The 22,277-nt window shown below is 58.5% G+C and carries 19 protein-coding genes; 13 read left to right on the forward strand and 6 right to left on the reverse strand.

Going from position 1 to position 22,277, the window contains the following annotated elements; all coding sequences use genetic code 11:
* Position 1 precedes the first annotated feature (1 nt).
* Positions 2-643: an oxidoreductase gene (locus tag H8F23_RS15295; protein ID WP_194934913.1), complete on the forward strand. Its 642-nt coding sequence runs from the start codon at positions 2-4 to the stop codon at positions 641-643.
* 86 nt (positions 644-729) lie between these two features.
* Here H8F23_RS15295 and H8F23_RS15300 read toward each other — a convergent pair whose 3' ends face one another.
* The 4 genes from H8F23_RS15300 to H8F23_RS15315 form a co-directional block, all read right to left on the reverse strand.
* The gene (locus H8F23_RS15300) at positions 730-1,014 is read right to left on the reverse strand and encodes a YceK/YidQ family lipoprotein (RefSeq protein ID WP_007909569.1); all 285 of its coding nucleotides are present in this window, start codon (positions 1,012-1,014) and stop codon (positions 730-732) included.
* Positions 1,007-1,639, reverse strand: coding sequence for a flavin prenyltransferase UbiX (gene ubiX, locus H8F23_RS15305; RefSeq protein WP_095122104.1), 633 nt, complete (start codon positions 1,637-1,639; stop codon positions 1,007-1,009). The genes H8F23_RS15300 and ubiX overlap by 8 nt, the downstream gene beginning before the upstream one ends.
* Positions 1,636-2,985 carry a UDP-N-acetylmuramate:L-alanyl-gamma-D-glutamyl-meso-diaminopimelate ligase gene (gene mpl / locus H8F23_RS15310; protein WP_194934914.1) on the reverse strand — a complete coding sequence of 450 codons (1,350 nt, stop codon included), beginning with the start codon at positions 2,983-2,985 and terminating at the stop codon, positions 1,636-1,638. The genes ubiX and mpl overlap by 4 nt, the downstream gene beginning before the upstream one ends.
* Before the next feature lie 266 nt (positions 2,986-3,251).
* Positions 3,252-5,165 (reverse strand): sigma-54-dependent Fis family transcriptional regulator, encoded by a 1,914-nt coding sequence (locus H8F23_RS15315; protein WP_194934915.1) that lies wholly within the window; start codon positions 5,163-5,165, stop codon positions 3,252-3,254.
* A gap of 301 nt (positions 5,166-5,466) precedes the next feature.
* On the opposite strand from H8F23_RS15315, the gene exaC reads away from it, so the two are divergent.
* From exaC to H8F23_RS15375, 12 genes are all read left to right on the forward strand, one after another.
* The gene (exaC, locus tag H8F23_RS15320; RefSeq protein ID WP_194934916.1) at positions 5,467-6,987 is read left to right on the forward strand and encodes an acetaldehyde dehydrogenase ExaC; all 1,521 of its coding nucleotides are present in this window, start codon (positions 5,467-5,469) and stop codon (positions 6,985-6,987) included.
* 306 nt (positions 6,988-7,293) lie between these two features.
* Positions 7,294-8,664, forward strand: a complete 1,371-nt coding sequence (gene eat / locus H8F23_RS15325; protein ID WP_194934917.1) for an ethanolamine permease — start codon at positions 7,294-7,296, stop codon at positions 8,662-8,664.
* A 163-nt stretch (positions 8,665-8,827) separates the two neighbouring features.
* Positions 8,828-10,222, forward strand: coding sequence for an ethanolamine ammonia-lyase subunit EutB (locus tag H8F23_RS15330; protein WP_099757283.1), 1,395 nt, complete (start codon positions 8,828-8,830; stop codon positions 10,220-10,222).
* Positions 10,219-11,052, forward strand: coding sequence for an ethanolamine ammonia-lyase subunit EutC (gene eutC / locus H8F23_RS15335; protein ID WP_407692561.1), 834 nt, complete (start codon positions 10,219-10,221; stop codon positions 11,050-11,052). Before H8F23_RS15330 ends, eutC begins: the two co-directional genes overlap by 4 nt.
* A gap of 115 nt (positions 11,053-11,167) precedes the next feature.
* Entirely contained in the window at positions 11,168-11,629 is a 462-nt protein-coding gene (locus tag H8F23_RS15340; protein ID WP_007910890.1) for a GNAT family N-acetyltransferase, read from the forward strand.
* Between the two features lie 230 nt (positions 11,630-11,859).
* Positions 11,860-12,510 (forward strand): DedA family protein, encoded by a 651-nt coding sequence (locus H8F23_RS15345; RefSeq protein ID WP_064118832.1) that lies wholly within the window; start codon positions 11,860-11,862, stop codon positions 12,508-12,510.
* 4 nt (positions 12,511-12,514) lie between these two features.
* Complete coding sequence (locus tag H8F23_RS15350; protein WP_194934919.1) at positions 12,515-13,327, forward strand: M90 family metallopeptidase; 813 nt, start codon at positions 12,515-12,517, stop codon at positions 13,325-13,327.
* Between the two features lie 112 nt (positions 13,328-13,439).
* Complete coding sequence (ppa, locus tag H8F23_RS15355) at positions 13,440-13,967, forward strand: inorganic diphosphatase (protein ID WP_003205933.1); 528 nt, start codon at positions 13,440-13,442, stop codon at positions 13,965-13,967.
* 223 nt (positions 13,968-14,190) lie between these two features.
* Positions 14,191-14,937 (forward strand): S24 family peptidase, encoded by a 747-nt coding sequence (locus H8F23_RS15360; RefSeq protein WP_186621772.1) that lies wholly within the window; start codon positions 14,191-14,193, stop codon positions 14,935-14,937.
* Positions 14,938-15,546: 609 nt separating this feature from the next.
* Entirely contained in the window at positions 15,547-16,185 is a 639-nt protein-coding gene (gene darT, locus H8F23_RS15365) for a type II toxin-antitoxin system toxin DNA ADP-ribosyl transferase DarT (RefSeq protein WP_194934920.1), read from the forward strand.
* A gap of 14 nt (positions 16,186-16,199) precedes the next feature.
* Complete coding sequence (gene darG / locus H8F23_RS15370) at positions 16,200-17,258, forward strand: type II toxin-antitoxin system antitoxin DNA ADP-ribosyl glycohydrolase DarG (RefSeq protein ID WP_194934921.1); 1,059 nt, start codon at positions 16,200-16,202, stop codon at positions 17,256-17,258.
* 127 nt (positions 17,259-17,385) lie between these two features.
* On the forward strand, positions 17,386-19,401 hold the full coding sequence (locus tag H8F23_RS15375) for an ATP-binding protein (protein WP_194934922.1): 2,016 nt from the start codon (positions 17,386-17,388) through the stop codon (positions 19,399-19,401).
* Between the two features lie 440 nt (positions 19,402-19,841).
* Here H8F23_RS15375 and H8F23_RS15380 read toward each other — a convergent pair whose 3' ends face one another.
* Both H8F23_RS15380 and H8F23_RS15385 read right to left on the reverse strand, forming a co-directional pair.
* Positions 19,842-20,654 (reverse strand): YfaP family protein, encoded by an 813-nt coding sequence (locus H8F23_RS15380; protein WP_194934923.1) that lies wholly within the window; start codon positions 20,652-20,654, stop codon positions 19,842-19,844.
* A gap of 3 nt (positions 20,655-20,657) precedes the next feature.
* Positions 20,658-22,277 carry a DUF2300 domain-containing protein gene (locus H8F23_RS15385; RefSeq protein WP_194934924.1) on the reverse strand — a complete coding sequence of 540 codons (1,620 nt, stop codon included), beginning with the start codon at positions 22,275-22,277 and terminating at the stop codon, positions 20,658-20,660.

Below are 22,277 nucleotides of genomic sequence, written 5' to 3' on the forward strand. Positions count from 1 at the left end.
TATGTACTTGACGCCTCAGCACGTATTGCTTGCCGGAGCCACCGGATTGACCGGTGAACACCTACTCGACCGTTTGCTCAACGAGCCGACGATTTCACGCGTGCTCGCCCCTTCCCGTCGCCCCCTGGCCGAACATCCGCACCTGGAAAACCCCGTGGGTGATCCACAGGCATTTCTGCCGCAGCTCAGTGGCCGTGTGGATATCGCCTATTGCTGCCTCGGCACCACCATCAAACAAGCAGGCTCGGAAGCGGCGTTTCGCGCGGTGGATCTAGACATGGTGGTGGCGTTCGCCAAACGCGCGCGGGAGATGGGCGCGCGGCATCTGATTGTGATCAGTGCGATAGGCGCCGATCCGAAGTCGTCGGTTTTCTACAATCGGGTCAAAGGCGAAATGGAGCAGGCCTTGCGTGCGCAGGACTGGCCGCAATTGACCATTTGCCGGCCATCGCTGTTATTGGGTGAACGGACCGAACCGCGTCTGGCCGAGCAACTGGCCGGACCGTTGTCGAAGCTGATTCCGGGTAAATACCGAGGCATCGAAGCTTGCCATTTGGCGCGGGCGATGTGGCGGTTGGCGCTGGAAGAGCAGGATGGCGTGCGGGTGATCGAATCGGATGATTTGCGCAAGCTGGGCAAATAAAGCAAAAGATCGCAGCCTTCGGCAGCTCCTACAAGTTCAAGTCGAACCCCCTGTAGGAGCTGCCGCAGGCTGCGATCTTTTGATGTTTACAATCCACCAGTCGCCTGAAAACTCACGCCAATCACCGTCAGCAATGACAACGGCAGCAACAGCGTATCGAGCAAGGCACTCGCGGGCAGGTCCACCCCCGGATAACTCGGCGCTTCAGCCCCGAACCGGTCCATCGCGCAGCACCCGCCATTCAATGCATACAAATCCAGCCGCGTCCCGGAGTACACCACCGGCGCCCCCGGTTTGGCGGCGTCGAGAGTGCGCGCAGTGGCGCAACCGGTCAGTTGCAGCGCCAGCAAAATCGCCAGCAGCTTATTCATCGCTGCTCAGATGATGCTCACCCCAACGCGGCAGCATGTCCTGGGGAATGCCGAGCAGATTGAGAATCCGCGCCACGACGAAATCGATCAGGTCATCGATGGTCTGCGGCTGATGATAGAAACCCGGTGAGGCCGGCAGAATTGTCACACCCATGTTCGACAGCTTGAGCATGTGCTCCAGATGAATACTCGAATAGGGCGCTTCGCGCGGCACCAGAATCAATTGGCGACGCTCTTTCAAAGTGACATCAGCCGCACGCTCGATCAGGTTGTTGCAGGCGCCCGTGGCAATTGCCGATAGCGTGCCCGTGGAGCACGGCACCACGACCATCGCCGCCGGCGCGCCAGAGCCCGAAGCCACCGGCGACATCCAGTCTTCCTTGCCGTACACGCGGATCTGCCCGGCGGCAGCTCCGGTGTATTCGGTCAGGAAGGCCTGCATCATTTGCGGCTTGGGTGGCAACGTCACATCGGTCTCGGTGGCCATCACCAGTTGCGCAGCCTTGGAGATCAGGAAGTGCACCTCGCGATCTTCCCGCACCAGGCAATCGAGCAGGCGTAAACCGTACTGGGCGCCGGACGCGCCGGTCATCGCCAGCGTGATGCGTTCGGGGCCATTGTTCATACCAGCGCCTCGGCGAGTTTGCCGTGCAGGCCGCCGAAGCCGCCGTTGCTCATGATCACCACGTGCGTGCCGGGCTGAGCCTGGCTCTTCACGCGTTCGATGATGCCTTCCAGCGAGTCGCTGACAATCGACGGCACCGTGCACAACGCGGCGGTGCCGGCGAGGTCCCAGCCGAGGTTGGCCGGGGCGTACCAGATCACCTGATCGGCATCGACCACGCTGTCCGGCAAACCATCACGGTGCGCGCCGAGTTTCATCGAGTTGGAGCGCGGTTCGATGATCGCGATAAGAGGCGCGTCGCCGATGCGTTTGCGCAGGCCGTCGAGGGTGGTGGCAATGGCAGTCGGGTGGTGGGCGAAGTCGTCGTAGATAGTGATGCCGCGTACTTCAGCGACTTTCTCCATGCGGCGTTTGACGTTCTTGAACGCGCTCAGGCCAGCGATGCCCATCGACGGCACCACGCCCACATGACGCGCAGCCGCCAAAGCAGCCAAGGCGTTGGCGACGTTGTGCTGACCAGTCAGCTCCCACTCGACGGTGCCTTGCGACACGCCTTCGAACATCACTTCGAACGCCGAGCCGTCTTCGCTGAGCAGTTTGACCTGCCATTGGCCGCCGGCACCGGTGGTCTGCACCGGGGTCCAGCAGCCCATTGCGATGACACGTTGCAAGGCCGGCTCGGTGGTCGGATGGATGACCAGACCTTCGCTTGGGATGGTGCGCACCAAGTGGTGGAATTGCCGCTCGATCGCCGGCAGATCCGGGAAGATGTCAGCGTGATCGAACTCAAGGTTATTGAGGATCGCTGTGCGCGGACGGTAGTGCACGAATTTCGAGCGCTTGTCGAAGAAGGCGCTGTCGTACTCGTCGGCCTCGATCACAAAGAAAGGCGTACCGCCCAGTCGCGCCGACACGGAAAAATTCTGCGGCACGCCACCGATCAGGAAGCCCGGGCTCATGCCGGCGTGTTCCAGGACCCAGGCGAGCATGCTGCTGGTGGTGGTCTTGCCATGCGTACCGGCAACCGCCAATACCCAGCGACCTTGCAGCACATGGTCAGCCAGCCATTGCGGGCCGGACACGTACGGCAGGCCTTTGTTCAGCACATATTCCACCGCCGGATTGCCGCGGGACATGGCGTTGCCGATTACCACCAGATCCGGTGCCGGATCAAGTTGCGCCGGGTCGTAACCCTGCGTCAGTTGAATGCCCTGGGCTTCCAGCTGTGTGCTCATCGGCGGATAGACGTTGGCGTCGGAGCCGGTCACGTGATGGCCCAGCTCTTTGGCCAGAACCGCCATCGAGCCCATGAAAGTCCCGCAGATACCCAGAATATGAATGTGCATAGTCGACCTCGTAAAACATGGCCGCAGGTTAGCGTAGGGAGGGGGAAATCGCACTCTTTAGGTGAGAAGCGGGGCTGGGTGGGCCTGGCATTTTGGCTCGGCTGTAGATTGCGGCCCCTCACCCCAGCCCTCTCCCGAGGGAGAGGGAGCCGATCTGCGTTGCTTTCAGATCCTGAGTTCGGCTCTATAACTCAGGTCGGCGTAGATCAGTAAAGCGACTCGGTCAGTCCCCTCTCCCTCTGGGAGAGGGCTAGGGTGAGGGCTTTCTAACTGACCCGCCGCTCAATCCCATGCTTACGCAGCTTTCTATAAAGGGTATTGCGGCTGACCCCAAGCTGCTCAGCCGTATGCGTCATATGCCACCGCGTCTGCTCCAACGTTTTAAGCAGTGCAATCCGCTCTGCGTCTGCCAGTGGGTGTTCGCCAGACTCGGCTGGCGGAAGGACTGGACGCCCCTGCCGAATCATCACCGGCAAATCCTCCAGCCCGATCCGCCCTTCATCACACAACGCCGCCAGCGTGCGCAGCACATTGCGCAACTGGCGCACATTGCCCGGCCAGTTGAACGCCAGCAACGCCTGACGCGCCGATTCGTCGATCAGGATCGTTTCTCCACCCGCCTCCTCGGCCAACAGGAAATCCAGCAGCTGCGATTTATCACTGCGCTCGCGGAGTGCCGGCAGTGCCACTTCCAGCCCGTTAAGCCGGTAATACAAATCCTCGCGGAAGCTGCCGTCCGCAACCCGCTCCAACAGATTGCGGTGGGTGGCGCTGATGATCCGCACGTTGACTGATTCCGGCTCGCCACCGATCGGCACCACTTGCCGGTCCTCAAGCACGCGCAACAAACGAGTTTGCAACGCCAAAGGCATGTCACCGATTTCATCGAGGAACAACGTACCGCCATCGGCCTGCTGCAACTTGCCGCGCATGCCGTCCTTGCGCGCGCCGGTGAAGCTGCCGCCGCGATAGCCGAACAGTTCGCTTTCGATCAGGCTTTCAGGAATCGCCGCGCAATTAAGGGCAACGAAAGCTTTGCTCGAGCGTTGACTGGCCTGGTGCACAGCCTTGGCGAAGGCCTCCTTGCCGGAGCCGGTTTCGCCATTGATCAACAACGGCACATCTCGCTCGAAGACGCGCAGGGCTTTGCGGAAGTCTGCCTGCAAGGCCTCATCACCGAGACAAATGCCCGACAAGCGCGCGGGTGCCGGAATGACCGGCGCAGGCATGATCGGCGTCGGCCTGCGCGATTCGCCGCGCAACACGGCAAACAGATGCCGACCGTCGCGGGTGCGCAACGGCCAACTGGCGCTGGCATTGGCACTCGCGCGGCCAAGCAACTCATTCAGTGAACAATCGAAAAACGCCTCGACCGGTTTACCCAGCAAGCCGCCGCGAATATGCCCGAGCAAGTTCAGCGCACTCTGATTGACCGCACTGATCCGCCCTTCGCCGTCAAACGCCAACAAGCCTTCGCTGAACAACCCGACAGATTCGGCCTGCAGATGAAAACGCAACAACCATTGGTTATCGAAACAACGCAGGAAGTAGCAACTCTCGATCATCTTCGCCGAGAGGTTGACCAGCGCCATGGTGTGAAACTGGCTCTGCCGCGAGACATCGTGACGCGCTGAAGACACGTCGAGCACCGCTAACAGTTCACCGTGCGGATCGAACACCGGACTCGCCGAACAGGTCAGCCCGGTGTGACGGCCTCGGAAGTGTTCGTCCTGATGGATGGTCAGGGCCTGACGCTCGACCAGGCAGGTGCCGATGCCGTTGGTGCCTTCGCAGGCTTCACTCCAGTCGGCGCCCAGCCAGAGGCCGGCACGCTCGAAAATTTTACGTTCGGCCGGCGCGGTGACGCAGTTGAGGATCACCCCGCGCGCGTCGGTCAGCAGCACCGCGTGGCCAGCGCCGGAGAGTTGTTGATGCAGGCTGCTCATTTCATTGCCGGCGATCTGCAGCACTTGTTGCAGGCGTTCGCGGCTTTCCAGTACGCGCCCGTGTTCAAGCACGGTCGGCGCCATGCTTAGCGCCGGGTCGAGGTGATAGTCCTCAAGACAGCGCAGCCATGAACGGGCAATCGACGGGTCGGCACCGGGACCGTGCAGGTGCGGTTTGCCCTGGGTCACGGTGAGAACCTGTTGGGCATGGCGACTCAAATGATTGTCGTGCATTTCTTATTGTTCTCCCCGAGGCTCGACGGCCCAATGCTGAGGTGATGCCCAGCATCCTCCAGCCATCGACGCATTGCAATGCTGGCAAGACTGTCCGGTCACTGGCTGTGCCAAAAGCGGTACAAACTGTCACCCTCTCAGTACCGAAACCGTCACAGGTGCCATCCACCCGTCCGACAAAAACCTGCCAACCCCTTGATTTACCTGCCCTGCACGGCAGTGGCCCGACCTTTGCTCTACGCTTATAGCAAGCGCACTTGCGCGTTTCTCTAATAAGTACAAAGCCAAGGAGAACATCATCATGCGTTACGCTCACCCCGGTACTGAAGGCGCCAAAGTCTCGTTCAAGAGCAAGTACGGTAACTACATCGGCGGCGAGTTCGTCGCGCCTGTCAAAGGTCAGTACTTCACCAACACCTCGCCAGTCAATGGCCAGCCAATTGCCGAATTCCCCCGCTCCACTGCCGAAGACATCGACAAGGCACTGGACGCCGCCCACGCCGCTGCCGATGCGTGGGGCGCGACCTCCGTGCAGGCGCGCTCGCTGATCCTGCTGAAAATCGCCGACCGCATCGAACAGAACCTCGAACTGCTGGCGATCACCGAAACCTGGGACAACGGCAAAGCCATTCGCGAAACCCTCAACGCCGACATCCCGCTGGCCGCCGATCACTTCCGCTACTTCGCCGGTTGCCTGCGGGCTCAGGAAGGCAGCGCTGCCGAAATTGACGGCAACACTGTGGCTTATCACATTCATGAGCCACTGGGCGTGGTCGGCCAGATCATCCCGTGGAACTTCCCGATCCTGATGGCCGCGTGGAAACTTGCGCCAGCGCTGGCGGCCGGTAACTGCGTAGTGCTGAAACCTGCCGAACAAACGCCGCTGGGCATCACTGTGCTGCTGGAACTGATCGGCGACCTGCTGCCGCCGGGCGTGCTGAATATTGTTCAGGGCTACGGCAAAGAAGCCGGCGAAGCGCTGGCCACCAGCAAACGCATCGCCAAAATCGCCTTCACCGGCTCGACTCCGGTTGGCTCGCACATCATGAAGTGCGCGGCCGAAAACATCATTCCGTCGACCGTGGAACTGGGCGGCAAATCGCCGAACATCTTCTTCGAAGACATCATGCAGGCCGAACCGAGCTTCATCGAAAAAGCCGCTGAAGGTCTGGTGCTGGCGTTCTTCAACCAAGGCGAAGTGTGCACCTGCCCGTCGCGCGCACTCGTGCAAGAGTCGATCTACGACGAATTCATGCAAGCGGTGATGAAGAAAGTCAGCCAGATCAAACGTGGCGATCCGCTGGACACCGACACCATGGTCGGCGCGCAGGCGTCCGAGCAGCAATTCGACAAGATCCTCTCGTACCTGGAAATCGCCAAGGGCGAAGGTGCCGAGCTGCTGACCGGCGGCAAGGTGGAAAAACTCGAGGGCAGTCTCGCGACCGGCTATTACATCCAGCCGACCCTGCTCAAGGGCACCAACAAAATGCGCGTGTTCCAGGAAGAAATCTTCGGCCCGGTGGTGAGCATCACCACGTTCAAGGACGAAGCCGAAGCCCTGGCCATCGCCAACGACACCGAGTTCGGCCTCGGCGCCGGGCTGTGGACCCGCGACATCAACCGCGCCTACCGTATGGGCCGGGCGATCAAGGCGGGTCGAGTGTGGACCAACTGCTACCACCTGTACCCGGCACACGCCGCGTTCGGCGGGTACAAGAAGTCCGGCGTCGGCCGTGAAACCCACAAGATGATGCTCGATCACTATCAGCAGACCAAAAACCTGCTGGTGAGCTACGACATCAATCCGTTGGGCTTCTTCTAAAGCCTTCGGGCGACTCTGATATTTATGGGTCGCCCGTTCAACCGCTTTCGCGAGCAGGCTCGCTCCCACAAGGGAGTTGTGTCGCACCACATACACAGGCCCGCCACAAATCCACTGTGGGAGCGAGCCTGCTCGCGAAGGCGTCCTCAATGACACAACACAAGGCCTGGCCGCTCTGGCACGGCCCTTGCGTACCCGTCATTCAGGTTTCGCACTAAAACTGCCGCTGCGTGAACAGCACTCATCCACCCAACTACTGCACCCGAAAGTCCAACAGATCGAACAATAAAAAAACAGAGAGGACTTATGACTTCCACCACACAGCTCAAACCCACACTCGGCACCCTGCATCTGTGGGGCATTGCCGTCGGCCTGGTGATTTCCGGCGAATACTTTGGCTGGAGTTACGGCTGGGGCACCGCGGGCACCCTCGGATTTCTGGTCACGGCGCTGATGGTCGCGACCATGTACACCTGCTTCATCTTCAGCTTTACCGAATTGACCACCGCCATCCCACACGCCGGGGGGCCGTTTGCCTACAGCCGTCGGGCGTTCGGCGAAAAAGGCGGATTGATCGCAGGCATCGCCACGCTGATCGAGTTCGTCTTCGCGCCACCGGCGATTGCCATGGCCATCGGCGCTTACCTGAATGTGCAATATCCGGAACTTGATCCGAAGATCGCCGCCGTCGGCGCGTATTTCGTGTTCATGACCCTGAACATCCTTGGTGTCAGCATCGCTGCGACTTTCGAACTGGTGGTCACAGTGCTCGCCGTCGCCGAATTGCTGGTGTTCATGGGCGTAGTCGCACCAGGCTTCAGCTTCAGCAATTTCGTGCTCAATGGCTGGTCGGGCGCCAACGAATTCACCCTGGGCTCAATTCCGGGAATATTCGCAGCGATACCGTTTGCAATCTGGTTCTTCCTCGCCATCGAAGGTGCAGCCATGGCGGCCGAAGAGGCGAAAGACCCGAAACGCACGATTCCCAAGGCCTATGTCAGCGGCATTCTGACCCTGGTGTTCCTCGCCATCGGTGTGATGGTCATGGCTGGCGGTGTCGGCGACTGGCGTCAGTTGTCGAATATCAACGATCCGCTGCCGCAAGCGATGAAAGCCGTGGTCGGTAATAACTCGTCGTGGATGCATATGCTGGTGTGGATCGGTCTGTTCGGGCTGGTGGCGAGTTTCCACGGGATCATTCTTGGCTACTCGCGACAGTTCTTCGCCCTCGCCCGCGCCGGTTATCTGCCTAAAGGCCTGGCCAAGCTATCGCGCTTCCAGACGCCACATCGGGCGATTCTGGCCGGTGGCGTGATCGGCATCGCGGCAATTTACAGCGACGGACTGGTCAATCTGCAAGGCATGACCCTGACGGCGGCGATGATCACCATGTCGGTATTCGGGGCGATCGTGATGTACATCATCAGCATGCTCAGCCTGTTCAGACTGCGCAAAACCGAGCCAAATCTTGAGCGCACCTTCCGCGCCCCGGGTTATCCGGTGGTACCGGCGATTGCGCTGTTTCTGGCGGTCGTGTGCCTGGTGGCGATGGCGTGGTTCAACACGCTGATCGGTTGTGTGTTCCTGGGATTCATGGCCGCCGGTTACCTGTATTTCCAGCTGACCGCCAAGCAGCGCTCCGAAGCGCCGGCAGACGCTATGCTCGAAGGTATCTGACTGCCATTTAAAAGTGCACAGCGCCCATTCAGGCACTGTGCTGGAACCCTGTAGGAGCTGCCGGAGGCTGCGATCTTTTGATCTTGTTTTTAGAAAATCAAAGTCAAAAGATCGCAGCCTGCGGCAGCTCCTACAGGGGGATTATCGATTACAGGAGGATATTGTGGCCGCATTCGCCCATTCCGTCGGCGCCCAGACCTATCGCTTCGACAGTCTCAAGGACGTCATGGCCAAGGCCAGCCCGGCGCGTTCAGGAGACTTCCTCGCCGGCGTCGCCGCGCTCAACGACGGCGAGCGCGTGGCCGCGCAAATGGCGCTGGCCGACATCCCGCTCAGGCATTTCCTGCAAGAGGCGCTGATTCCTTATGAGTCCGATGAAGTCACCCGACTGATCATCGACACCCACGACAAGCAGGCCTTCGCGGTGGTCAGCCACCTTACCGTCGGTGGTTTCCGCGACTGGCTGCTCAGCGACGCCGCCGACGAAACCAGTCTGCGTAACCTCGCCCCGGGCCTGACCCCGGAAATGGTCGCCGCCGTGTCGAAGATCATGCGCGTGCAGGATCTGGTGCTGGTGGCGCAGAAGATTCGTGTCGTCACCAAATTTCGCGGCACCCTCGGACTGCGCGGACGTTTGTCGACGCGCCTGCAACCCAATCATCCGACCGACGAACCGTCCGGCATCGCCGCGAGCATTCTCGACGGTCTGCTCTACGGCAACGGCGACGCGATGATCGGGATCAACCCGGCGACCGACAGCATCGCCTCGATCTGCGCGATGCTGGAAATGCTCGACGCGATCATCCAGCGCTACGACATCCCGACTCAGGCCTGCGTGCTGACCCACGTCACCACCTCCATCGAGGCGATCAATCGCGGCGTGCCGCTGGATCTGGTGTTTCAGTCGATTGCCGGCACCGAAGCGGCCAACGCCAGTTTCGGCATCAACCTGAATGTCTTGCAGGAAGGCTACGACGCCGGCCTGAGCCTGAATCGCGGCACCCTCGGGCAAAACCTGATGTATTTCGAAACCGGTCAGGGCAGCGCCCTGTCGGCCAACGCTCACCACGGTGTCGACCAACAGACCTGCGAAACCCGGGCCTACGCCGTGGCGCGACATTTCAAGCCGTTTCTGGTGAACACCGTCGTAGGATTTATCGGCCCGGAGTACCTGTACAACGGCAAACAGATCATCCGCGCCGGCCTCGAAGACCATTTCTGCGGCAAGTTGCTCGGCGTGCCGATGGGCTGCGACATCTGCTACACCAACCACGCCGAAGCCGATCAGGACGACATGGACACCCTGCTGACCCTCTTGGGTGTCGCCGGGATCAACTTCATCATGGGCATCCCCGGCTCCGACGACATCATGCTCAACTACCAGACCACCTCGTTCCACGACGCCCTCTACGCCCGCCAGACCCTGGGCCTGAAACCGGCGCCGGAGTTTGAGCAGTGGCTGGCGAACATGGGCATCTTCACCCAAGCGGACGGCAAGGTTCGTTTCGGTAACAACCTGCCGCCGGCCTTTCGCCAGGCGCTGGCGCAACTGGGATGAGTCACATGGAAAAACCGCCCGTCGACCCGCAAAACCCTTGGCTGGAGCTGCGTCGCCTGACCCCGGCGCGGATCGCCCTTGGCCGCACTGGCACCAGTCTGCCGACCAACGCGCAACTGGATTTTCAGTTCGCCCACGCGCAGGCACGCGACGCCGTGCACCTGCCGTTCGATCACGCCGCGCTCAGCGCGCAACTGACGGAACGTGGCCGCGAAAGCCTGCTGCTGCACAGCGCCGCGGCGGATCGCAACAGCTATCTGCAACGCCCGGATCTGGGGCGCAAGCTCAGTGATGAAGCGGCGCAGACCTTGCGCGAATACGCAGCGGCGCATCCCGGCGGTGTCGATCTGGCGATTGTCGTGGCCGACGGCCTGTCGGCACTGGCGGTTCATCGGCATACCTTGCCGTTTCTGACCCGACTGGAGGAGCAGATGACTGCCGACGGTTGGTCGCTCGCCCCCGTAGCGCTGGTGGAACAGGGTCGGGTCGCGGTCGGTGACGAAATCGGCCAGTTGCTCGGCGCAAAAATGGTCGTAATGCTGATCGGCGAGCGCCCAGGCCTCAGTTCGCCAGACAGCCTCGGTTTATATTTCACCTACAATCCAAAGGTCGGACTGACCGATGCCTACCGCAATTGCATCTCCAATGTGCGGCTCGAAGGCTTGAGCTACGGCATGGCGGCGCATCGCTTGCTCTATTTGATGCGCGAAGCCTGTCGGCGGCAGCTGTCAGGGGTCAACCTGAAGGACGAAGCACAGGTTCAGACGCTGGAATCGGATGCCGGTGTAGACATGAAAGGTAATTTCCTACTCGACCCGCCCACAACCTGAACCGTTTCCGCATTGCGTTTCTGCGCCGGTTTCAGGCAGGATCGATGCACGGCCGCACGGGTTTCCCATCGCCGTCAGAGCAGTTGAAGACAGCCACTTGAAGACGAGACCTATCATGCGGATTATTCAAGCGACCCTCGAACATCTGGATTTGTTGACTCCGTTGTTCGTCAAATATCGCGAGTTCTACGGTTCCCTGCCTTACCCGGATTCCTCCCGTGCGTTCCTTGAAAAGCGTCTGCGCCGCAAGGAATCGGTGATCTACCTGGCCCTGGCCGACGATGACGACAAGAAGCTGATGGGCTTTTGTCAGCTCTATCCAAGCTTCTCCTCTTTGTCGCTCAAACGCGTGTGGATCCTCAACGACATCTATGTCGCCGAAGACGCGCGCCGGCAACTGGTCGCTGACAACCTGATCCGCACGGCGAAGAAAATGGCCAAGGAAACCCAGGCCGTGCGCATGCGTGTTTCCACCAGCAGCAACAATGAAGTCGCGCAGAAAACCTACGAGTCCATCGGGTTCAAGGAAGACACCGAGTTCAAGAACTACGTGTTGCCGATCAGCGAAGAGCTTTGACCGCGCATGCAGCCTGTGATGAGGGAGCCTGCTCCCTCAGCCACGCCGAATGCAGCCTGACAATTGTTCACACCCCGACATCCCCCGCTACAAAACCAACGCGCTTTTCATCTTTCAGACCGTATAATCCCGAGCTTTCCGGCTTGTAAGAAAAACTACACCCCGCTGTAGGCTTACACCCGAATCATCCGCACAGGCCTGCAGAGTCGGGCCGTCATACAGGTGCCCCCATGGATTTCAACCCGCTCGACCTTATCCTGCATCTCGATGTGTACCTCGATTTGCTGGTGAACAACTATGGTCCATGGATCTACGCCATCCTGTTTCTGGTGATTTTCTGTGAAACCGGTCTGGTGGTGATGCCATTCCTGCCGGGTGATTCGTTGCTGTTCATTGCCGGTGCCGTGGCCGCTGGCGGTGGCATGGATCCGGTGCTGCTGGGCGGCCTGCTGATGCTCGCGGCCATACTGGGCGACAGTACCAACTACGTGATCGGACGAACGGCCGGCGAGAAGTTGTTCAGCAACCCGAACTCGAAAATATTCCGTCGCGATTACCTGCAACAAACTCACGACTTCTACGACAAGCACGGTGGCAAAACCGTGACCCTGGCGCGTTTTCTGCCGATCATCCGCACCTTTGCACCCTTCGTCGCTGGTGTAGCGAAGATGCCCTACCCGCGCTTTTTCGGTTTCAGCGTGTTCGGTACGGTGTTGTGGGTTGGCGGTCTGGTCACATTGGGCTACTTCTTCGGCAACGTGCCGTTCATCAAGAAAAACCTGTCGTTGCTGGTCGTCGGCATCATTCTGCTGTCGCTGGTACCGATGATTATCGGCGTGGTTCGCAGCCGCTTCGGCGGCACCAAAGCCCAATCGCACTAAGCCGATGTGGTCGCTGAGCGCCTGGCGTCGCCGGCGCCTTCTGGCGAAGCACCCGATTGCCGACGAGATGTGGCAACGGGTGCGCCATCACCTGAGTTTTCTTGACGGCATCAGCGCTGCCGAAGACCAGTGGCTGCGCGAAGCCTGCGTGCTGTTCCTTGAAGACAAACACCTGAGCGCCCTGCCCGGCGTCGAACTGCATCAGGAACAACGCCTGTTGCTCGCCGCCCAGGCGCAGCTACCGCTGCTCAATCTCGGCGATCTGAACTGGTATCAGGGTTTTCATGAAATCGTCCTCTACCCGGACGATTTCCTCAGCCCGCAACGTCATCGTGACGCCAGCGGTGTCGAGCATGAGTGGGACGGCGAACACAGCGGCGAAGCCTGGCAGCAAGGGCCGATCATTCTTGCCTGGCCGGGTGTGATGGCCAGTGGTGGCTGGGAAGGCTACAACCTGGTGATCCACGAACTGGCGCACAAACTCGACATGCTCAACGGCGACGCCAATGGTCTGCCGCCGCTGCATGCCGACATGCGTGTCAGCGACTGGGCAGACGTCATGCAAAAGGCTTACGACGACCTCAACCGTCAGCTCGACCATGATCCTGACGCCGAAACCGCCATTGATCCCTACGCCGCCGAGAACCCGGCCGAGTTCTTTGCGGTCACCAGCGAGTACTTTTTCAGCGCCCCGGATCTGCTGCACGAGGCTTATCCACAGGTCTATGCGCAGCTACAGCTTTTCTACCGTCAGGACCCGCTGGGCAGGTTGCGGCAACTTCAGGCCACAGACCCGGTCTATCAGGCGCACGACTAAGGTCTGCACGACTTTCGGTACATGGCGTCGACGGCAGAATATGCCTATAATCGCCGCCACTTTTTGGTCAATCCGGCCAAGTGTTTTTGGTCAACTACGGGGGCAACGCCCAATGAGCTACAGCAAGATTCCGGCTGGCAAAGACCTGCCGAACGACATCTACGTCGCGATCGAGATCCCGGCCAACCACGCGCCGATCAAATACGAAATCGACAAAGACAGCGATTGCCTGTTCGTTGACCGTTTCATGGCCACCCCAATGTTCTACCCGGCCAACTACGGTTACATCCCGAACACCCTGGCTGACGACGGTGATCCCCTCGACGTGCTGGTTGTGACCCCTTACCCGGTTGCCCCAGGTTCGGTGATCCGCGCACGTCCAGTCGGCATCCTGAACATGACCGACGACGGCGGCGGCGATGCCAAAGTCATCGCAGTGCCACACGACAAGCTGTCCCAGTTGTACGTCGATGTGAAGGAATACACTGACCTGCCGCCACTGCTGATCCAGCAGATCGAGCACTTCTTCGCGAACTACAAAGATCTCGAAAAAGGCAAATGGGTCAAGATCGAAGGCTGGGCCGGTGCAGACGCCGCCCGCGAAGCGATCACCAAGTCGGTTGCCGCCTACAAAGGCTAAGCACCTGCGCTACGCGTGAGGCTTGAAGAAAACCCCGGTTGATCCGGGGTTTTTTGTGCCCGGTAAAAGCCGTCTTAAACAGAGCGTTTATAGCGGACTACAGAAAAGTTTTAGCCTGTGTAATTTCCCACAAGAACGTCTTACATCCCGTCGCAAAATTCAGCCCGTTTTTGAACGTCCGGTTTATTCAAACCGCTCTGGCACGGCCGTAGACTCCGTGTTTATGAGAAAGAACACTAGCGGTCCAAGATTCAAGGCACTCCTGGAAGCTGCGAACATCTCGACGACGGGTTTCGCAAAGTTCTGGGGCACGGAAGCCCAAAATGTCCACAACTGGTACACCCGGGGCGTCCCGGCGTATCGCATGGAAGAAGTCTCACGCCTGCTGTCCGTCAACAGCGAATGGCTGAAAACCGGCCAAGGCACAAAAGAGCTGCCGAGCCTGACTCCGCCTGCCAGCAATGGCGACAGCTTCGACGCTCAGGATCCCCAGGGGTCCTATCGATTCATCCATCCCAACGACATCGAACTGGCCTTCTTCAAAGAAACACCCCTGACCAACGGCTCCGACAAAAACCACGTCATTCAGGACCCGGACCTGTCCATCCGCCTGCTGCGCGCACAGCTTGATCAACTGGAAATCCGCCCCGCCGACGCCATCTGCGCGCACATGATCGGCAACAGCATGGCTGAACGTATCGAAGACGGCTCCGTCGTCGCCATCGACCGCAGCCTGACCCAGGTCGTCGACGGTGAGATCTACGCCATCGAACACGACGGCATGCTGCGCATCAAATACCTGCACCGCATGCCCGGCAACGGCTTGCGCCTGCGCAGCCACAACAACGCCGAATACCCGGACGAAGTCTTCCGCCCGGCACAGATCGAGGAGCAAAGGATTCATATATTGGGCTGGGTGTTCTGGTGGTCGACAGTGAGCAAGCGGCGGCCGGTGGTGCCGTTTCTATGATCTAACGGCCTGCAAAGCCCCCTGGGGGAGTGAGCCTGCTCGCGATGAGACCCTGATAATCGGTACAAATCGTGAATTTGTTCGACTGCGGTCGCTCTAAACCGCACTTCAGACTGGGAATCCCAAGCAAAACTCAGTATCCTGCGCCCCACATTTGCGCATCGACCCGCCCCGCGGCTCAGACAGCGCCCGACGCGGCAGACCAACGTCTGACCAAGTCCCACAGCCGGACGCAGATCCGGATGTACGTTTTGAAGGCTGGCAAGGCTTACCAAAAATAGGCCAAGCCAGTCCCCGAGAAGCCGGCCACAAGCCGGCTTTTTAATTGTCCGAAATAATCCTATCCCATCCAAGAATCCTGCCGATAGCCTAGCTATTGCGGGCATCTCAAGCGTTTCCCTGTCCGATGGTGTTCAACACCATTCGACCTCATCCGACGATGACGTGGGGGGACAGTGTATGGGAATGTGAGGTCGGGTCTGCTAGAAAGGCAAAAGCGACAGGAGAGCGACTAGCAGAATTAATACGAAAGTAGCGCTGTACGCCAGCAAGCTCTTATCCTCAGCACCGGTTAACAAGCCGGCATTAAGAACGTGTGGAGTTTGTAAAATGGCAGCGCCTGCGCAACCAAAGATTTACCATATCTGCCACGTGGATCGCTTACCGTCCATCATCGCCAGCACGGGATTGTTGTCTGATGCGGTACTGTTGAATCAAACGTTGCCGGGCACGGTCATTGGCATGAACCACATCAAGCAGCGGCGACTCCAGCAACTGAGGCTGGCTAGCCATCCAATTTTGCACGTGGGCGAATGCGTGCCGTTCTACTTTTGCCCGCGTTCGGTGATGCTGTATTTGATCTACCGGCAAAGCCAGGAACTGACCTACAAGGGTGGGCAGGGGCCTATCGTGCATTTGGAAGCAGACCTGTACGCTTCGGTGCAATGGGCTAATGCCCAAACTAGGCGCTGGGCATTCACATTATCCAACGCCGGAGCCTACTACTTTGAAGACAGAGCAGATCTTGCCCATCTCAATGAGATTGACTGGAACGCAGTGCAAGCACGCGACTGGCGCCAGTGTAAAGAAGGCAAGCAGGCCGAGTTTCTACTCGAAAACAGCTTTCCCTGGCACCTGATTGAGCGCATCGGGGTGCAATCCAAGCAAATTTATACGCAGGTAGCTAATGTGTTACCTGTACAAGGGCACAGGCCAACGGTCGAATTACGCCCTGAGTGGTATTACTGAATGAAGAGTCGGCCATGATTGAATTTACCAGCGGCGACATCCTGCAGGATGAGTCTGAAGCCATAATCAACACAGTGAACTGTGTCGGCGTGATGGGCCGTGGCATTGCCTTGCAGTTCAAGAACATGTGGCCACAGAACTTCAAGGCCTACGAGGCTGCCTGCAAGCGCCAAGAGGTGCAGCCAGGCCGAATGTTCGTTTTCGATACGAATCAGCTCACGCTACCGCGTTACATCATCAATTTTCCAACCAAACGTCACTGGCGCGGCAAAAGCCGCCTACAGGACATTGACTCGGGACTCAGCGCCTTGGTGGCCGAGATTCGGACCCGTGGAATCAGCTCAATCGCCATTCCACCGTTGGGTAGCGGTTTGGGCGGACTTGATTGGGCCGATGTACGCCCACGTATCGAGGCAGCCATGATCGACCTGCCGGACGTTCGTGTTCGCGTCTACGAACCCATGGGCGCACCAGCAGCAGACAAAATGCATCACAGCCGAGAAGTGCCCAGTATGACCGCTGGCCGCGCCGCACTTGTCGAGCTGATGAATCGCTATGTGCGCGGATTGCTTGATCCCACAATTAGCCTGCTGGAGGTGCACAAGCTGATGTACTTCATGCAAGTAGCGGGAGAACCCCTTCGCCTCAAATACGTACAGGCTCCCTATGGTCCTTACGCCGAGAACCTGCGCCATGTATTGCGAGCGATTGAAGGCCACTTGGTTGCCGGCTATGCCGATGGTGGCGACGCGCCAGATAAACCATTAACGCTGGTGCCTGGTGCAGTCGAGGAAGCAAATGCTTTCTTGGAGGCGAATGCTAAAACCCGCGCCAAATTTGATCGGGTCGGTGAGTTAGTAGAAGGGTTTGAAACACCTTTTGGCTTGGAACTGCTCTCAACAGTGCACTGGATCATTGAACAAGGTGAACCCTTGTCCTGCGTCGATGAGGTTGTTGCCCATACTTACGCGTGGAACGCCCACAAGAAGCAATTCACACCGCGCCAAATTGGTATCGCCGTGGACGTATTGGCAGCCAAAGGCTGGATTGAACCCTTGGGACTTAGCGCCTGAACCAATGCTCCGTGCACTAATCGCAACGGATCAAGCCACCTGCGCTTCGGCCGAGCTAGCCACGTCGCTGACATGATTGCTGGTACTCTGAATCAGGTGAATTGGATCACAAAACATGGATCGAACGATGAGTGGAGAGACAGTAGAGCAACAGAGCGTATCGAAATACGTTCATGTTCAAGCGCAGCCAGATCACCTGGAGTCTCTCGCTCGTGGAAAACCCATCAATGCGCTCGCAGAGCTCATCTGGAATGCATTGGACGCAGACGCTGATCAGGTACACATCCGAATCACTGACAATGAGCTGGGTAGTCCGGTAGAAATCGAGGTTTTGGATAACGGTAACGGCATCACTGTGCAAGAAGCTGAGCAGGCTTTCGGCAACCTAGGCGGTTCATGGAAAAGAGACCATAGAGCAACTACTGGAAAACAAAAAAAATTACACGGCAGAAATGGTAAGGGCCGGTTCAAAGCCTTCGCGCTGGGGCATGACGTAACTTGGGACACCACATTTCTTGACGGCTATGACAGTCTGCTCCAGCACGCAATCAAAGGACAAGCGAGCAAGCTGCAAGACTTCGAAATCAAAGAAGCTCATCCAGCACCGATAGGCCGACATCGAGGTACCAGAGTACATATTTCCAATCTTCAAGACTCCTTAGGCGTACTGACGCAAGATGGTTCAGCAACTAGGCAGTTCGCCGAGATCTTCGCTCTCTACCTGCGCAATTACCCGGCCACGAATATAACTTTTCGTAACGAGCGCATTGATCCGAAATCGGTTCAGAAATCGCACGACTCTGTTGAGCTACCAGCATTCCAAGCAATAGATGGAACCGAGGTACAGGCCAAACTAGATATCGTCGAATGGAGCTTTGCAAAGAAAGAGCGGCGGATATGCCTCTGCGATAGCGACGGTTTTGCCCTTCACGAGGTTGAGGCCGGTATCCGACCTGGAGGGGAATTTAATTTTACGGCATTCCTACGCTCGGACTACATCGCGAAGCTGCAGCACGAGAATCTGCTCGCGCTCGATGACTTAAATGCCGACCTACGCCGTCTTGTCGACAGCGCGCGTACGGCAATGCGGTCCCATTTCCGTCGCAAAAAAGCAGAGACCGCATCTGAATTGGTTCAACAGTGGAAAGATGAAGGGGTCTATCCGTTCGCAGGAGATGTTGGGGACGAGCTAGAGCAAGCCCGAAGAGAAGTCTTCGACATCTGTGCGCTAAACGTACATCAGTATCTCGACTCTTTTCGCGAAGGCCATACTCGGAATCGTCAGTTCACCCTCCGAATGATCAAGACCGCTCTTGACGAAAATCCCGAAGCTTTGAAGCGCATTCTTACGGAGGTTTTAGACCTTCCTAAAGAGAAGCAATCGGAGCTTGCCGAGCTACTCCAATACACCACTCTTTCAGCCATTATCGAAGCAAGCAAGCTAGTTACGGATCGACTGCAATTTCTAGTTGGACTAAACGAACTTCTGTTCGACGGCGAGTCGAAGCGAGAGCTGAAAGAGCGTACTCAGTTGCACAGGATGCTGGAGAGTGAGACCTGGATCTTTGGAGAGGAATACCTGCTGACCAGCAGCGATGAGAATCTGAATACAGTCTTGCGCAAACACTTGGGCAAACTGCGGCCTTCCGAGAAAAAACCCAGAAAGTCAAAAGCAGTGCTCCGAGATGATGGCTCCCAGGCAGTCATCGATTTACTACTAGGGCGGGAAGTACCTGCCTATGCGAAGACACGTCGTGAATACCTAGTCGTAGAGTTGAAACGTCCCTCACAGAAAATCGACCTTGAGGTAAAAGCACAAGTCGAAAGCTATGCTATGGCTGTCGCCGCCGATGAGCGATTTGATAAGCACAATACCCACTGGACATTTCTAGCAGTATCGAACGAGATGACAGAGGAAGCGGCGCGATCAGTTCGCCAGCAAGGAAAAGCCTTCGGCTTCTTTCATGATGAGCCGAATCTGAAGATAGGTCTTGTTACCTGGAGTGAAATCCTTGGTGCGTCCCGTGCTCGACTAGAAGCCTTCCGTGAAAAACTGGACTACACCGCTACAAAAGACGAAGGTATAGCCTTGCTTCATAGTAAATACTCGCAATATCTTCCTCAATCGCTTCAACCGAAGTAGCCAATTGAAAAGTGAGACGTTTTCGTCAAAGAAGCCACGCATCAGCGAGATTGAGGGACAAATGGGGGAGCAGAATTTTGCCCCACCAAAAAGCCCACCAAAATAAGGCCACAACTCAAAAATAACGCGCCCACAAGCCGGCTGTTTAATGGCTGAAAGAAAGTGCGGATAGTCCGAGCTGAAAAAATCGTGGGCACGCCCTGCGAGGGGCTACGCCAGGCACTTGAAGATGTCGTTGACTGGGGCAAGCTGCCGCTTAATGAGTCAATGCTCAGGGAAGAGAATGAAAAACTCATTGGTGTCGTTACCGAACGACTCGCCGCCCCACAACGAGTAAAAGCAAGTCTGGATGACCTGTAGTTCTCATGCCGTTATCAATATCCAGAAATAGGTCAACAGCCTGCTGACCTAAATCATTTGTGCAGGAACATCTCGCCCCCTCACGGATAACTAAACGCCTTAACCAACGTCAACTCCCCCACCGCGCGCATCGGGATCAGGAACGTCTCCATCTTCTCGCTCGGCGTGCCCTCTTCAGTAATCACCGTCACCTGCGCCGTGGTCAGTGCCTGTACCGCCTCATCTCCACCCTCATCATCCCCGCGATAGCCACCGCCGTAGTAATTCACATAGACCAGATATTGCCCCTTGATCGGCGCCGGCATGGCGAAGATTTCCGGGCCATAACCGGTGGTGACGTCAACGTCGAGCGCGGCGCCGTTGGCGACACTGCGGTTGCCGTACCAGATGTGCGCGCCGTCGGGGGTGACGAGGTGCAGGTCGAGGTCGGTGCCGTCGCTATCCCAAGCCAGCAGTACGCGTAACTTGGCCGGGGTAGCGCCGCCGCTGGTATTGAGGAATTGGGTGCGGTGGCGTTGTTTACCGTCGGGACTGCGCACTTCGACGCTATTGCTGCCGTTAGGGAAGGAGAACGGGCGGTCGAAGCGGCCGCTGTCGTCGATTTTCAGCGGCATGCTCACGCCATTGACGATCAGGCGGCCGGGGTCGTTGTCCTTCCGCGCAGCTTTGATCTCGCCGCTGATGCGGGCAGTGTTGGCTTGGCCGACCGGGGTGTTGACCGATGATGCCGGGTAATTGACGGTCTGGCGGAAGCTTTCGCCCTCGCCTTCGGGTGCGCCGCTGCGCCAGCCGCCGATCGGGGTATCGAGTTTGACGCCGTCGGCAGCGATGGCTGGCGAGAGCGCAGTCAAGGTGCAGAGCAGCAGCAAGACCTGTGGATAACGGAGTGTCATGGTCTATTCCAGCAAAAGGTGACGGGCGAGCCCTTCGATGTAGGTTTCATCCTGGCCGTTGGGGTGTGCTTCAAAGGCCAGGTGCAGATATTCGTGGGTCAGGTCGAGGCGATCCTGCAGGGTCAGTACGCCGCGCACGTAGATACGTTGGCGTTCGCGGTCGACGAAGGGCCTGCCGAAGGCCAGTTTGCATACGGCGAAGGTGCTGACTTCGTTGTAGCCGGTTTCGCTTTCCAGCTTCGGGCGCCAGCCGCGTCGTTGTTTCTGCAGCCAGTCTTGGGCGGCGGGTAGTGCCTCGCAGGACGCGACCGGATTGTCCCAGCGACTGAGGCTGGCGCGCGGATAGGCGTGCAGGAGAATCGCGTCGTAGCGCTGACCGGCGTTGGCCTGCTCGACGGCTTGTTGCCAGGCGAGTTTGTCCGGGCCGGGTTGATCGGAGTGATAGGTGACGGTGCTACCGGCCAAAACCAGATCCGCCGTCCATGCGGCGATGTTGCGCGATTCAGCAGAGGCCGGGCGTGGTGCGACGCGCTGGCGGTTGCTGCTGTCATCGATACTCAGGCAGTCGCCGTTGCGTGTGGCGTTTTGCAGCAGATAAGTGCGGATCGCTACGGCCAACGCCTTGGCCGCTTCGGCAGGTTCGGGTCTGGCTTCACGCTCCAGTACGCGAGCGACGTATTCTTCGCGATCAAGCCTGGCGACGAGTTTGTCGTTGAGCAGAAACAGTTCCCCGTCGCTGTGGATATCCAGCGCGTTGCCATTGGCGAATTCGACGCGGTAATCGCCTTGCAACGGGCCGGACGTCACCACCCGCTCACCAGCCAAAACCCGCGTGAGCGGATAGCGCGAGAACAACCCGACTTCAACACAGCGCCCCGCCTCTGCCGGCCATGCCGCTGGCAAAACGGTCGCCAACGCCTGGCCGTAATGGCGCAAAACCATCTGACTGGTACCACGCCCGCCAGCCCAGAGCGGAGATCCGTCCGCGGTCCAACCGGCGAAACCACCCTGGCGCGACTGCGGATCCTGATCGCCAAGCCAGCTCCAGGTTTTCGCCCGCAAACGCCCGCCCAGTTCGCCGACGACATTACCGTCCGCCGCATTCAGCACCACATCGAGCAGCACGCGACGCGCTTGATCCTGCGCCGGCAAAGCAGCCAAGACCTTCAACAACTCAATCACGGAAACCCGTTGAGCCGGCTGCACCGACGGCAAATCCAGCAGCCACGATGGCGCCCGCCGCGCCTGCCAATACGTGCGCCAATCGGCAGAAGAAATCCCCAATCGCGCAGGCTCAAAGTACAACCCGCAGGATTTCACCAACGCCTGATCACGCTCGATCCTGCCGCCCGCCGAGCAGCAATAAACCTCTTCCTTCGACTGTCCGCGACATTCATAAGCAGGCTCACGCGCACCGGTATCGACCAGCCATGCGTATACGAACAATTTCCACAGACTGCCCAACGGGGTATCGAGCGTCGGCGGCAAGGGCTCCCGGGCGATCAATTGCGTCTGACTCAACGACAACAACTCGCCCTTATAGGCCACGCGCAACGGCTCATCCTGCGCCGTCGCCAGCGCAGGTATCACACACATCAGCAGCCACAGCAGCGGCCGGCTCAT

This window comes from Pseudomonas neuropathica (assembly GCF_015461835.1).
Lineage (GTDB): Bacteria > Pseudomonadota > Gammaproteobacteria > Pseudomonadales > Pseudomonadaceae > Aquipseudomonas > Aquipseudomonas neuropathica.